This window comes from Calothrix sp. 336/3 (assembly GCF_000734895.2).
Taxonomy (GTDB): Bacteria; Cyanobacteriota; Cyanobacteriia; order Cyanobacteriales; family Nostocaceae; genus 336-3.
Genome location: NZ_CP011382.1, coordinates 2,554,663 through 2,569,211 on the forward strand (window position 1 = coordinate 2,554,663; position 14,549 = coordinate 2,569,211).

11 protein-coding genes are annotated in these 14,549 nt (G+C 38.8%); 3 read left to right on the forward strand and 8 right to left on the reverse strand.

The features are described from left to right. Positions 1-279: 279 nt before the first annotated feature. Positions 280-3,882: an NB-ARC domain-containing protein gene (locus tag IJ00_RS10725; RefSeq protein WP_035152844.1), complete on the forward strand. Its 3,603-nt coding sequence runs from the start codon at positions 280-282 to the stop codon at positions 3,880-3,882. Between the two features lie 120 nt (positions 3,883-4,002). Here the strand turns inward: IJ00_RS10725 and IJ00_RS10730 are convergent, their stop codons facing one another. From IJ00_RS10730 to IJ00_RS28950, 8 genes are all read right to left on the reverse strand, one after another. Next, positions 4,003-4,254, reverse strand: a complete 252-nt coding sequence (locus IJ00_RS10730) for a hypothetical protein (RefSeq protein WP_035152848.1) — start codon at positions 4,252-4,254, stop codon at positions 4,003-4,005. A 148-nt stretch (positions 4,255-4,402) separates the two neighbouring features. Then, positions 4,403-5,305, reverse strand: coding sequence for a patatin-like phospholipase family protein (locus IJ00_RS10735; RefSeq protein WP_035152851.1), 903 nt, complete (start codon positions 5,303-5,305; stop codon positions 4,403-4,405). Positions 5,306-5,407: 102 nt separating this feature from the next. After that, a complete protein-coding gene (locus IJ00_RS10740) occupies positions 5,408-6,451 on the reverse strand; it encodes a diguanylate cyclase regulator RdcB family protein (protein ID WP_046814996.1) in 1,044 nt (347 codons plus the stop codon). Between the two features lie 70 nt (positions 6,452-6,521). Then, entirely contained in the window at positions 6,522-8,852 is a 2,331-nt protein-coding gene (locus tag IJ00_RS10745) for a dynamin family protein (protein WP_035152854.1), read from the reverse strand. A gap of 183 nt (positions 8,853-9,035) precedes the next feature. Continuing rightward, positions 9,036-9,482, reverse strand: coding sequence for a cysteine peptidase family C39 domain-containing protein (locus tag IJ00_RS10750; RefSeq protein ID WP_035152857.1), 447 nt, complete (start codon positions 9,480-9,482; stop codon positions 9,036-9,038). Positions 9,483-9,641: 159 nt separating this feature from the next. Then, positions 9,642-10,046, reverse strand: coding sequence for a beta/gamma crystallin-related protein (locus IJ00_RS10755; RefSeq protein ID WP_046814797.1), 405 nt, complete (start codon positions 10,044-10,046; stop codon positions 9,642-9,644). A gap of 416 nt (positions 10,047-10,462) precedes the next feature. Next, positions 10,463-10,786 (reverse strand): hypothetical protein, encoded by a 324-nt coding sequence (locus IJ00_RS10760; RefSeq protein ID WP_035152862.1) that lies wholly within the window; start codon positions 10,784-10,786, stop codon positions 10,463-10,465. A 330-nt stretch (positions 10,787-11,116) separates the two neighbouring features. Further along, the gene (locus tag IJ00_RS28950) at positions 11,117-11,431 is read right to left on the reverse strand and encodes a hypothetical protein (protein ID WP_052754445.1); all 315 of its coding nucleotides are present in this window, start codon (positions 11,429-11,431) and stop codon (positions 11,117-11,119) included. A gap of 381 nt (positions 11,432-11,812) precedes the next feature. Here IJ00_RS28950 and IJ00_RS10770 point away from each other — a divergent pair, with 381 nt between their 5' ends. Continuing rightward, entirely contained in the window at positions 11,813-12,553 is a 741-nt protein-coding gene (locus tag IJ00_RS10770) for an RNA methyltransferase (RefSeq protein WP_035152865.1), read from the forward strand. A 213-nt stretch (positions 12,554-12,766) separates the two neighbouring features. Next, complete coding sequence (locus IJ00_RS10775; RefSeq protein ID WP_035152868.1) at positions 12,767-14,392, forward strand: serine hydrolase; 1,626 nt, start codon at positions 12,767-12,769, stop codon at positions 14,390-14,392. Positions 14,393-14,549: the final 157 nt, after the last annotated feature.

Genomic DNA, 14,549 nt, shown 5'->3' on the forward strand with positions numbered 1-14,549 from the left:
CTGTTGCAAATTTCAGACTTGAATTTCGTGGTTACTGTATCTTTTTTTGTGAGCTATGCGCCAGAAATTCGGAACAATACATTAATACAAAAATTGAAATATCTAACCGTTTTTAGCATGTAAATATTTTCTAGTTTATCGGACAAATTAAACAGGATTTTATTATGTAATCTAGGCATGTTATTATTTTTATGGAAAGATTATTTTTTCATTTTAAGCTGTCCCAGTTTTTGACAATTTATTCTTCACGGGCATCTAGATTGGTTTGAGGTTCGGTAAATGAAACAGCAAAAAACTCGACGCAATCGAGGCGTGATACTAACACTCAAAGGCTGGGATAAATTTCAATTAGCGAAAACTCAAGCCGAGTTTGAAGAGAATGGGGGAAGCAGTTTTACTCTCGAGGAATTAAGCGATCGCACTCAGCTAGCATTGCATACTATATCAAAAATACAGGGACGCACCGAATCTGTAGATAGAAGTTCGTTGCAATCTGCCTTTGCTGCCTTTGGTTTAGAACTATGTAAAACCGATTATACCCAACCTAGTCCCCGTGATGATCTGGAAATCCGACGTGCAAACCCACAGCATGATTGGCAAGAAGCACCCGATATATCTATATTTTATGGTCGCAGTCAAGAACTATTGCAGCTACGACAATGGATATTAGAACAACGGTGTCGTTTAGTTGCACTACTTGGAATTGGTGGTATCGGTAAAAGCACATTAGCAGTTAAATTAGGGTGGCAAATCCAAAGCGAATTTGAGGTAGTGGCGTGGCGAAGTCTGCAAAATGCACCACCAATAGAAGAGACTTTAACCAGCCTACTGCAATTTCTACTGTGGTCACTGCGACAAGAAATGGTGATCCCCGAAAGTTTTGACAGTAAACTAGCAAAGCTGATGGAATGCTTGCAATCAAATCGATGTTTGTTGATATTAGACAACGTTGAAACAATTTTATCTAGTGATGCTGAAGCTGGGCAATATCATCCTGGTTACCAAGGATATGGGCAATTACTCAAACTTGTGGGAGAAGTACCCCACCAAAGTTGTATTTTGATCACTTCTAGAGAAAAACCCAGAGAAATGATCCCGTTAGAAGGAGACACAACAGGAGTAAAAGCTCTGCCATTAAAAGGATTAAATCCTACCGAGGGACAAGAATTATTTAAGCAAAAAGGCGAATTCACGGGTACAGAACAAGAATGGCAATTACTCGTCAATCATTATGGGGGTAATCCCCTCGCATTAAAAATGGTCGCAGCCGGAACTCAGGAGCTTTTCAATGGTAGAATCGCCTCTGTTTTGGAATATGCAGAACAAGGTGCGCTCATCTTCGAGGATATCCGCGACTTATTAGAATGTCAGTTTCAGCGTTTGTCAGCAGTCGAAGCAGAAGTAATCTATTGGCTAGCAATTAACCGAGAACCGGTATCCATCGCTGATTTAACAGAGGATGTAGTGACATCTGCTTCCAAACTTCAATTACCACAAGCAATCAAATCTTTATTACAACGGTCACTAATTGAGAAAAGTGGTGAGCATTTCTTTCTGCAACCAGTGGTAATGGAATATACCACACAGCGATTTATAGAGCAAGTTTATCAAGAATTAGTCGAAGAAAATTCTGTCAGTTTACACTTATTCCTCACCCATGCTTTGATTAAAGCAACAGCCAAAGACTACATCCGAGAAACACAAAAGCAATTAATTGTGCAACCCTTGCTGGAAAGGCTATTAATCGAATTAGGTGGTCAACTAAAACTTGTACAAATTTTCCAAAATTTACTAGAAAAGCAAAAACATCAGGCTGCAATATTAACAGGATATGCCGGGGGTAATATCCTCAACTTATTAAAGCATTTACAGGTAAATTTACAGTGGTACGATTTATCAAATTTGCACATTCGGCAAGCTGACTTACAGGGATTGAATTTAGCCGGGGTTAATTTCCAAAACACTGCCTTTGATAATTCTATATTTGCGAAAAGCTTGAAGAGCCTTTATTCACTTGCTTTGAGTGCAGATGGCAAATTGTTGGCTACGAGTGATACAGATGGACAAATTCATTTGTGGCAAATGGCAGATAGCAAAAACTTGTTGACATTTAAAGGGCATAAAGGTGTAGTTTGGACAGTTGCCTTTAGTCCAGATGGAAAAACCCTGGCAAGTGGTGGTCATGATGGATTAATTCAATTGTGGGATACACAAACAGGAGATTGTTTAAAAACTTTAGATCAACACACAGGTATTGTTTGGTCTGTCAACTTTAGTCCCGATGGTCAAACTCTCGCAAGTGGTAGCCTAGACACTTCAATTCGGTTATGGGATATCCATTTAGGTAAATGTATCAAAATATTGCATGGTCATACTAGTGCAGTGTGCTCGGTTAGCTTTAGTCCGGATGGTTCTATTCTGGCAAGCGGTAGTCAAGATTGCGACATTCGCTTGTGGGATACCAGCACAAGTACTTATATAAAAACTTTGCGAGATCATGTTAGCAATGTCCGCTCGGTTTGTTTTAGTCCAGATGGTCAAACTCTTGCCAGTGCTAGTCGTGACTACTCTGTTAAATTATGGGATGTGAGTAAAGGTACTTGCATCAAAACATTTGACGGTCATAAAAATGAAGTATGGTCAGTTTGCTTTAGTTCAGATGGTCAAACTATAGCGACAGGTAGTTATGACTATAGTGTCAGGTTGTGGAATATAGAGCTAGGAAGCTGCGTGAAAATTTTCCACGGACACACGAGTGAAGTGTACTCAGTCATTTTTAGTTTGGATGGTAAAAACTTAGTTAGTGCTGGCAAAGATTCCAGCGTGCGGATGTGGGATACAAGCACAGGTGTATGCCTGAGAAATTTACAAGGTCATTCCAGTGGAACGCTTTCGGTGAGTATTAACCCTGTATGCACAGCATCCTCGGAAGGGGTTAACTGTATGTTAGCAACAAGTAGTAGTGATGGTTTGGTTCGACTATGGGATGTTGCATCTGGGTACTGTACTCAAGTTTTACAAGGTCACGTAGATTGGGTATGGTCAGTTAGCTTTAGTCCAGATGGTCGAATCTTAGCAAGTGGCAGTGACGACAAAAGCATTAAACTGTGGGATGTTATTTCTGGCGATCGCATGACAAACTTGTATGGTCATAGCGGTGGAGTCACATCAATTAGCTTTAGTCCAGATGGTCGAACCTTGGCTAGTGCAAGTAGAGACAAGAGCGTGAAATTATGGGATATTCACGACCATAAATGTATAAAAACTTTCGTTGCTCACACAGAGCCAATCTGGTCAGTTAGCTTCAGTCCAGATGGTAATATTTTAGCTACAGGTAGTGATGATTACTTGATTAAGCTGTGGGATGTCTCTGAAGGGAAATCCATAGCAACTTTGTCTGGTCACACTAACGCAGTCTGGTCATTGAGTTTTAGTCCAGATGGGAAAATGCTGGCTAGTGGTAGTGTTGATCACTCAATTCGATTGTGGGATACCAGTAACTTTGATTGCGTAAAAGTGCTGCAAGGACATACTTCTACTGTCTGGTCAGTTAGTTTTAGCGCTGATGGTTCTACCTTAGTATCTGCTAGTTCCGATCAAACAATTCGCCTATGGGATATCCAGAACTTTACCTGTTTAAAAGTATTACATACTCATAGTAGTGGGGTATGTTCTGTTTACTTTGATTCTGTTGGTAATATCTTGGTTCATACTAGTCAAGATGAGGGAATTAAGCTTTGGGATGTGGAAACTCTTAAATGTATTAAAACCCTGAAGGTTGATCGGCTGTATGAAAAGATGAACATCAGGGGGACGACTGGGTTAACAACAGCACAGCGATCGGCTTTGTTAGCTTTGGGGGCTGTGGATGGTGTAAGGTAGGGTTTTGGGAGAGTTGGGAAAGAGTGCGATCGCTGCTTTGAAATAGGTTTTAAGAGGGCGATCGCTCGCGCTCAACGTGCTATTTAGTTAGCTAGAAAAAGACTTGCAATTTCCTTTCGACTATTTCCGACAAACTAATCTCCCATTGTCATTATCAATTGCATTGCAACTACGATAACCAACTAGTCTGGTATATTTCCATTGACCACGTTTATCTAGACATTCAGCTTCCAAGGTGGGTTCAAGACCAGGACGAATATTAGTTTTGATATTTCTGCAAGATTGAGTGTAACTTCCTGTGGGAGCCGCAAAAGCTGGCAAAAGTAACATCTGAGCGGCAAATAAAGAAGAAACTAAAATGATTTTTTTCATCAACTTTCTCCTAATTTTTAGTAGATTTAGGGATTTCTTTTATAGTTTGCGTGTTTTCTCTAGAGGCGTGACTGGATTAACAGCACTGTACTCTTGTACTCTTGGCTTTGGGGACTGTGGAACGTTTAGCGTAGGGTTTGCATAGTAATTACAGAGGTGGGTCGTTGCTCAAATCATCATCAATCAAATCTTCATAAGAATCACGCAGGTATTTCATCTGCTTAAAAGCTTGGATAATTTCAGTTATTTGATGTTTAGCATCTTCGTAGCCACGCTGTTTGAGTTCAGTTATGCGTTCAGCACTAAAGTCTAGTAAACTCTTAACTGAACCAATAAATGGTGTATCTGACTGATTTATTGGCTGTTCTGGTCTAATTTCAATAATGGTTTGTTCTGGAAAATCATGGCGATTCCACGGCGTTCCATAACCCAAATGAATCACTATTACATTTTTGCAACCACGTTGTGTCAAAGCTTTTACTGGAATATTATCTTTCAAACCTCCATCGACGTAAGACTGTCCATCAATATTCCGACAAGGAAAAGCCAAGGGAATGGCTGCGCTGGCTAAAAGTAAATTGTAGACTGTTTCATCATCTGGAAAATCTCTCACACGAAACCACTCAGCATTCACTCCTGAAGCAACACGAGCAAAGTTAATTAACAAGCTGGAACTCAAACCAGGAATGTTTAATGAGGGAAAGACTGTTACCCATAACTCGATACCGCGTCGTAGTTCCACAGCATTGACTGCTTTGCGTAACATCTGCTCAATGGGTTTGGGGTCAAAAATGGGGTGAGGATCTTTATTCCAGCGTAAAATGTTCGCTTTAGCAAGATCATCCCAGAGTTGATTGAGCCGTTCAGCAGCATCAAAAAAAGAGAGATAGGATGACAGGACAGCACCATTAAGAGCGCCAATGCTAGTTCCTGCAATAATGTTTGGTTTTAGTCCTAATTCAGCGATACGTTTAACAGCACCTGCTTGATACGCACCTTTAGCACCCCCGCCAACCAGTACAAGCCCAAATTCGGGATGAGTACATTTCATCTCAACTTCCTTTACTTTTGTCTTAATTGGTGTGAATATTACATCTAACGCTGCACCTGATATAGATAACGATGACTGGAAGGCATAAAGTAACACATACTTTTATTTCTCAAAATTATTGCCGATCATCAATAGACAATCATTTGCCGTTTCTTGTGTGACAGCATCAACAAATGTTTTTGCATCGGTAGTACGGTAAATATCGTCAATATGAGCGCGGCAAAGAGCGATCGCACTCTGTCCGGGCTGTGATGGTCTAGCTTCTTCTGGAAGTGTCGCCAATTCCAATGTTGTACCTATCACAAACAAGTGTGGCGTATTTATTAAGCGTTCCCTTGGAATAGAATGAACTTCCAACAATCCTGTTACTAATTCCAGGTCATCATTATTTTTAATTTCTGTCCAAGACTCATCTAACAAATCAGCCAGACTGCAACCACTAGGAGGTTGTAGTTGTTTGGTGTTAGCAAGAATTTTATTTACCAACAATTCACGATAACTTTTTAGATCACCAGTTTCCAGTTCATACATCACCACAGAACTGCTGAAAACTTCTCGCACTAGTAAAGCAACTTGCAAAGTCCAAGGTAGCAGCCTGTAAGTTTGCCCGGCTGACCAAGCGGTTACAATCCTGTCTAAGTCTTGATTTGCAGCAACTTTTACCTCTAGGCTACGTACCCGCGCTTCTAGATCGTGGAGATATACGCTCACCTGTTGAGCAAGCATAGATAGTTGGTATTTTAGTTGAAGTAGTTCTTCACCTTGTATTTGCGATGTTTCCTTGAGGTCGCGAATTGCATTCCGTGCTTCCAAAAGAGATTTTCGAGTACCACTTAAAGCAACGTTACTGATGCGAAGATTTTCAACGAGTTCTTGAACCCAGTTGTATAGTGCTTTTTGACCTGCAATTAAATTACCATCAAGCAGAAGCCTTCGTGTGTGGTCGCTACCGTCTACTTTATCAATCAGTTTTCCAAGCCAACCCCGATCTTTGCGATAACGTAATATATGTTGGCTGACTTGAATGCCGTTTACTAAGTCAATTAGGGCTTTATCTGATACAACAGGGATGCGATGTTGAAGGTGTTTAAGATGAAGAATAAAAGAGCTTGGCATATTATTCTCTTCTGGGTTTGAAATCAACATATTTTCCCAACAGCTTGTATTTTTACTTAAGTACATCTTCAGCTAACTTTGTGTTCATTACTTTGATTATTTATTTTGGAACTCTACTTAACATCTGGTTGATTTCTTGATTTTTTTTCTTCACTTCTGATATTAATGAATTAAACTCTGCTACTAAGCTTTCTCTTGTTTTATTTTCCATTCCTTTTTGATCTCTATAAGCGTTGTTAAACTGTTGACTTATATCACTTAAATGTCCACCAAATTCATCAAAAAAATTTTCTACCCCCTGTTTAAATTCATCGTCTACGTAATTTGCAATTTTAAATTGAATTTCTTGAATACTATTTTCAATAAATTGATTAGATTTATCGACAATTTCTTGAAGGAAAACAGTATAGTAATTTTCATTAATATCAGGTTGTTTGACATAAATAGTTTCTTTTTTCGGAATCACCCATAGCCAGTGTCGCCAAGTTCTTTTCTCAATAACTTTTGTTTCATAGCCCCCATCTCGTGTTTTAACATTGCCTTTAACAACATCTCGTGAAATTGCAGAATTTCGAGAATATAAATCGGGCATTGGTAGTAATATCTCTATAGTTAAGTCAGGTAAATCTAAACCTCTTAAACGCTGACGCGCCCATTGAATGATTGGTTTAATTTCCCTTCCCAGTGACTCAGCCAAGTTTTGACGCTGAGTCTCTATACTCTTTTCTACTGATTTTAGTTCGGTTTCTAATAAAGGTTCTATAATTTCTTTAGTTGAAGCAATCGCTTGTTCTGCAAACAATTTTGCAGTATATTCCTCTTTAAATTCCAACACATTATTTTGCTTACTCGAGGAAATAAACGGAAGAAATCTTTGAACCATGATTTCCAAATGATTTTTATTTTTCTCAGATTCTTTGGTGAAAGCATTGTTAATAACATACTTGGCTTTATTCTTAATTTCGTCAATTTGTTGACTGATTTTTTGCAACAATTCTTCTTTAATTGTTTCTACATTTTGGATATTTTGACGAAAATTTTCCAATTTCTTAAGTTCTGTTTCAAATGCTTCTATTTCATCTTTTAATTTATCTTCTTCTTGATTGAGTGCTTTTTGACGAAAATGAATATCAGCTTCCAATTTTGTCATTGAATCACCAGTAATTTTTAAAGCAGACTGAATACAACGAGGAGCAGCTTTAGCTATAAGAGCATCGATGGCACCATCCATAAAAGAGTCAAATTTTGACTTTTTTAAAAGTTGTCCAGCTAGATCTCGCAATTCTTCTAAATTTGTTTCTTCAATTTTATCCTCCCAATTAAGAGGATATGCCTCTTCCATAAGAGTTTGGACAGTTTTCATTTTAGCAAGTTCAGTATGATACATTTCGTGTGATTCAATTAAAAAATTAGTAGCGGTAAACGCTCGTCTGGCTGAAATCTCAAAAACTCGGTTTACATCTTTAGAGCCACCAATGCCAAATTCAGCAGCTACAAATTGCTGCAACTGCTCTGTTGTCATATCTTCCTTGCGACGCTGATCAACTTTGTTGATCAAAACGTACAAGTTCTCTTTACCTCGGATATCTATGACTGTTTGAACGTCTTTTTTTACTTTTTCGGCAGCTTCTGTTTTTAATTGGGTAAAATCCAAAACTATTAATACTATAGAACTTTTCCTCAGTTGCTCCTCAACGACTCCCTTGAGTTTGAGATTTTTTCCAGCTTCATTTGGACCTGGGGTATCAACTATAACTAACTTGCCAATCTCATCATTTTTAGAATTGTCTTGAAAACGAGGAAGTGGAGTTTTAATTTTCGGTGCGTGTTTTAGCGCCAGCAGTGGATCTGCTTGAGGATCTAGATTGTTGCATAAACGAATAATGTCATTTAAACCAGATAATTTATCTATGATATTCTCACGTCCTTGAGTCTCAGCAGTAATTTTTAATCCATGCGAATTTTTGATTTTTTCTAGAATATGTGTTAAATGAGGGTATTCACAAATTATTTGTTGTACTTCCTCAATTTTTTGAATTTTAATTTTCTCCCTCAAAGAAGATAGTGTGTCTTGAAATACTTCTATAATTTGCGGTTCTAAAATTAAAGTTGGCTGCTTTACTTGATGATCGAAAATAACTTCAGTAGGAAGGGTTGTCATTGCAGAATTGCGGCTAGGCAGAATATCCTGTCCGGCGATCGCATTCACAATCGTAGACTTACCAGCTTTCATTGGTGCAACTATAGTCATTCTCAACTCAAGTTCCCTTACATTGTGTGCTTCATTACTTATTAGCTGTTGAAACTCCATATACTTGTTGTTAGTTTTATCATTTTCCATAACTTTACTAGCACGACCCATAAGAGTACCAACTTCTTTTAGTAGGTCAAGTACATCTTGTTTCAATGCTTTAAAATTTGGCTGCGACATATTTAAAAACACCTGTTTTTGCTTGGAAATAATAGTTAATTGGCTGAGAAAACGGAAGCAGACACAGAAATATATGAGAAGGCTAATATTTAATTGAACTTTGTGTGTGTAATGATGAGTCAAACCAGATGTGATCGCTCTCCTCAAAAGCTTACAAATCAAAACTAAGTGAATATACCAAACCTAGAAAATTAGCTCAACTTCTAATTGTTCATAAAAGCGGCTATCATCAGGGAGCAACAACAACATAATCCCATTACTCCAACCCTCAATTAACTCCTTAGTCGTGAGGTAACGGATACCAACGGCTGGGTCAGAAATGACATATTTGTTTCCCTTTTTTCCGTAGAATACAACCCAGTGGCAACATTTCCAGTGAATAATAGTTGGTAGCAGAACTTCATCTAATTTTTCCAGAAATTCTGAAGTTGCTTGGACTTGACGAGTATGAAATCCTAGTAATTCTGCCCCTCGTCTCAAACCTAGTAGTGTCGTTCCTTGCGCTCCAGTATCAGCTGCATCTCTCACTCGCTTGAGGGCAAAAGTACGTCCGTAGTATTTGGCAACTGTTGCCAGACTTGCAGCACCACAATCTTTTTGACTTTGTTGCAATACACTGTAGTATTTCATACGTTAAAAGTTAGTAACCGTAGAAACCCAATTAATCGGGTTTCTATAAAAAGTAAAACTCCTATCTCACAAAGGTTTCAGTGATAGCGTTCAATTTACAAAGAAAATTGAACAATTCGAGATCGGCAAAATCTCAGAAGATTTACTATTAAATCAAATTTAACCTGCGCGTAGAATGGAACTTAAAGAGTTGTCTGGAAGACCTTTTTCGGTAATATTGGGATAGTCCCCTGGTCCGAGAAGAATGGATTGACCATTATAATCTTTGTCTACAAACAAGCTCCATTGACCCCGGATAATCTTCAAAGATGAGGTTATATCGTTAAAACCATTACCCTCAAGATTATAGTGACCATCACCTATAGTTGCATTGAAACCTTTGCCTCTTCCACCGTAATTTGTACCTTCGTATAAAATAATATCTGGATCTCCCTGTGATTCATAAGCTTCGCCACCGATATAATTAGCAGCAACCTCATCACTAAGTTCGTTTAATGCGCTCAATTTCAATTGAGCTAATGTATTATTGTTCATATTCGCTCTGTTTTTGTTGATGTTATACATATTTTTCTCCTGAGCCTTATATCTTGAGATTGTGTGTGAACTGAAGAGATTCACTACCTTTACGCCTGTTAGTTACTTATAGTTTGCGTATTTTCCCCTACTTACACAAGGCAACTTTAGCAAGTTAATTTCAACCTAAGACTTTTGTAAAAAAAAGAGTGCGATCGCCCCACCAGCACCCTCACAAAATCTACAATTGTAGCGTCACTATCTTCACCTCGATATAATTCTGCAAGCAATATTCACCGAGTTATCGAGCAATCCCTGACTGTTTGAAACCCTAAAGATTAAAGCATAAAGTGTTTCCTGTAATGGTTTACCTTTTCCAAAACTTTCTAACCAAGCTAATTGTTCAATATTAAGTGTGATTACTTAACAAATTATTGAATAAATGGAAATAGATAAAAGTGAATAATTTATAAATCATCTAGGCGAATTGTTTGCTGTATTGATAGTCTTGCTATTTCTCGCAAAGCTTGGGCGATCGCATCTGCCTGAATACACATTCCAATACTGAGTAATGCGAGAATGACAATTAAGACACAAGATACTTTAAACATAGATTTTTCAGATTCATCTACTTTGATAGATGAGATACTTGGAGATTTAAGCTCTGCTAGTAAATCTGTTTCTAGGCAAGGACTCCAATTATCTTGGACTTGAAGTTTCCAATCTGCAACATCTTTAAATAGACGATTATAATCATCAGATTGAGGATAATAATTTTCTTCATCTAGCATATAATTAACCTACATTTTGGGTTTTCATAGTTATCATTGATAATTATCCAGCCTATAATAATTGGTCTTTCCAGACTTTTCTTTTGACAAAAAAACAAACAAATATTAATGTAATCAGTAGTTCTAAAGGTGTTATATAGCTCCACTTGTGAGACATCTTATCTAGGATATGCCACGGAATAATAAATAAAATTGAGTAGGAAATTTTATGGAGTTTTATCCAATTACGTTGTAATAATTTGACACTACAATCATTAGAAGTGATTGCCAACAAGCTCATAATAAATAGCATCAATATTCCTTGAAAATAGTGAATCTAGGTATTTTTGTCTAAAAAGTTAATATTTTTTCTACTGCCATAATTAAGGCATGATTTGATGCTAGTATGTAAGATATAATTCCTATATCCCTACGTTTTTTTAATAGCAAAATTAGAATTTTATTGCCGCGCATATTTGGAAATATAGCTCTAAACATACTGGGAGCTAAAGTTGTAATATAAGCAATAAATGCCAAGCATCCCAGCAAATTTGCTAAAGTTAGCGGTTTGCAATATCGGGCAAGAAGGATAAAAATGATATAGCTGGTTACACCGAGGATGAGAAAAAGCAGTGATTGTTTATTCTGTAAAATCTTGGTATCCATTGATTAACTTTTTTGGCAATTTTTATCGGATAAAGGTGTGGAATCATATCACAATCTCAGTCTGTATATATTCTCCTAGTTACACCAGGCAAGTTAAGCGAGTTAACATCAACTTAAAAGAGCATTGGCAATATTGGAAAAGGTTGAGAAGTGGAATCTAGGATTTTAGGTATATACCAAGATGTGACTCTATGAAAAGATGACTTACATACCTATGTAAACTTATGTAAAGAGGGTTCACCACAATCAATTAATGGAATAAAAATAGTTAAAACGTACTATTTACTGGAGATGAAGCGATCGCCATTTGGTAATTGGGAGTGAATACTGGGATACTGTCACCACATCAAAAAAATTCGCTGATTCGTTGATTGGAGAGAAATGACCATAGCAGATGTGAGAATTATCTTAGTAGAGCCAGCAGGTGCTTTAAATCTGGGTTCTATTGCACGGGTAATGAAAAATTTTGGGTTGCGGCAACTATATTTAGTTAATCCTCGGTGCGATCGCCACTCTCCCGAAGCACAGTTAATGGCAGTTCACGCTAAGGATATTTTGGAATCAGCTGTAATTACTCAAACCTTACCCGCAGCATTAACCGGATGTAAAAGGGCGATCGCCACCACCGGAATTCACCATGACTGGAATGCACCCCTAGAACCACCGCGTACGACTCTACCCTGGTTACTCGAAGAGATAGCACAACCCGCAGCATTGATTTTTGGACGGGAAGATCGGGGATTAACTAACCAAGAATTGAACTATGCTCAAAAATTTCTACGTATTCCTACGGATGCCGCCTATAGCTCTTTAAATCTTGCTACAGCCGTGGCTCTCTGCTGCTATGAGCTTTCCCAGTCTCTACCCCTTTCCCCAAAGGATACCTGCCCTCAAATAGAAATTGCTCCCCAGGAACTTGTCGAAGCCTACTATCAGCAATTAGAATCGCTACTATTGAAAATCGGATACCTCTATCCCCATACATCGGCTAGTAGAATGGAAAAATTTCGTCAACTGTATAATCGCGCGGAATTACAAGTTAATGACGTGGCAATGCTACGGGGAATTATCCGGCAAATCGAATGGTCGCTCAGTAATCCTCACGAGAAGGAAAACTCATAATTCTTCACCTAGAAGACTGTGACCACCCCCCCAAAACGCCTAAATATGGCTTAAACTAAACAGAAAAATACTATGTAAAAGTCAGACACAAAATATCGGTATTTACCGTTACTACGTGTCAGTAATTTCCTCAGTAGTCCTAAATTTATAAAATTTCAGTATTGTTTCGGAAGTTTGTCGAAGTGACAGTCAACGGGGTTGAAAGGAGTAACGGTGTCAGATTCGAGTTACAAATTAACGGGATTATCACGACGACAACCTATCAGTCGTCCAGTTCGCCGTCCAGTTCGGAAACAGGGTAAACCGGTAGCGAAAGTCACAGGCAATAAATCTGCCCCCCCCAAAGAGGGCAAACTAGTGCGTATGGGGGAAGGTTCTGGGGTGACTCCAGCCAAACCTGGAATCCGCAAATCCAGCAAAGTTATACCCATACCCCTTAGAGCGAATACACCGGGACGAATTCCACCTTTCAAACCCAATTACGTTAAATCTAGGGCAGTTAGAGTCCGCAAGCAAGCTGTATCTAGAAAATATACCAACTCCAACCGCACCAAGTTAAAACCCATGGCAAGGGCGATACTATACGGTTTGCGGTTATTAATTGTTGGGGTAGGTATCGGGGCGATCGTGGGTACGATGTTATCAGTACTAGATCCCGCCACACGTCTGACTTCTACCAACACCTCGGAAACAACTTCAGCACAACCGACACCCACTGCTAACGCGACTACTGCTGGTTTAAACCTTTCTCAGGAAAATATTGCCTTAAAAACTGCCGTCCAAAATCTGGCAGCGAGCAACCCGAATTTAACTCCGGGAGTATTTTTAGCTGATTTAGATAGTGGCAGTTATGTAGATTTAAATGGTGGAGCCGCTTTCCCCGCTGCAAGTACGATTAAAATACCGATATTGGTGGCTTTTTTCCAGGATGTCGATCAGGGGAAAATTCGTCTCGATGAAACTCTCACCATGGAAAAGGAGATGGTTGCCACAGGCTCGGGTGATATGCAGTATAAAGCAGTGGGTAGCAAATTCTCTGCTTTGGATGTGGCAACTAAAATGATGGTGATTAGCGATAATACCGCCACAAATATGCTGATTGCCAGAATGGGAGGCGTGGAAACATTAAATCAACGTTTTCGTAGTTGGGGTTTAAATACAACTAATATTCGCAATATATTACCGGATTTAGAAGGAACTAACACCACTAGTCCCAAGGAATTGGGAAACCTGTTAGGGATGGTGAGTAAGGGAAATTTGTTGAGTATGACATCCCGCGATCGCCTACTTTATATCATGCGTCGTACCGTCCGTGATAATCTTTTACCCGCAGGTTTGGGACAAGGAGCTATTATTGCCCATAAAACTGGTGATATTGGGAATATGCTGGGGGATGCTGGTTTAGTAGATTTACCCACAGGGAAACGTTACATCGCTGCGGTGATGGTACAACGTCCGAGAAATGATACTAGTGCAGAAAAAATGATTAATTCTGTTTCTCGCGTTGCTTACCAACAGTTCAGTCAAACTTCACCTGTACAAAATAATCCTGTACAGAATACTCCCGTACAAAATAATCCTGTGCAGAATAATCCTGTGCAGAATAATCCCATACAAAATAATTTACCCCAAAATACAAGCATCGCCCCCACTACAACCTACCAACCGCCCGTATTCAATCCGAATATTCCCAATACTATGCCTAATGGGATGGGAACAAATACTTATCAACCTCCCGTAATCAACCCTGTAATTCCCAATGGTGTTGTGACTGCACCTGGTATGGGTTATCAAACACCTGTAACCAATCCGCAGTATTATTATCCTTATCAGAGGTAATAGTGAAGAGTCTGTTGCCTAGTTACTGAAGATAGGCTACCCACCCCAGGGGCGATCGCCGTGGTAAAAAACCCAGTTTCCACCACACAACTAGGTAGGATTGTAATAAGTGCTGAATTCTCAGCAAATCGGTTGATTTGAGTCTTCAGGTTGACTT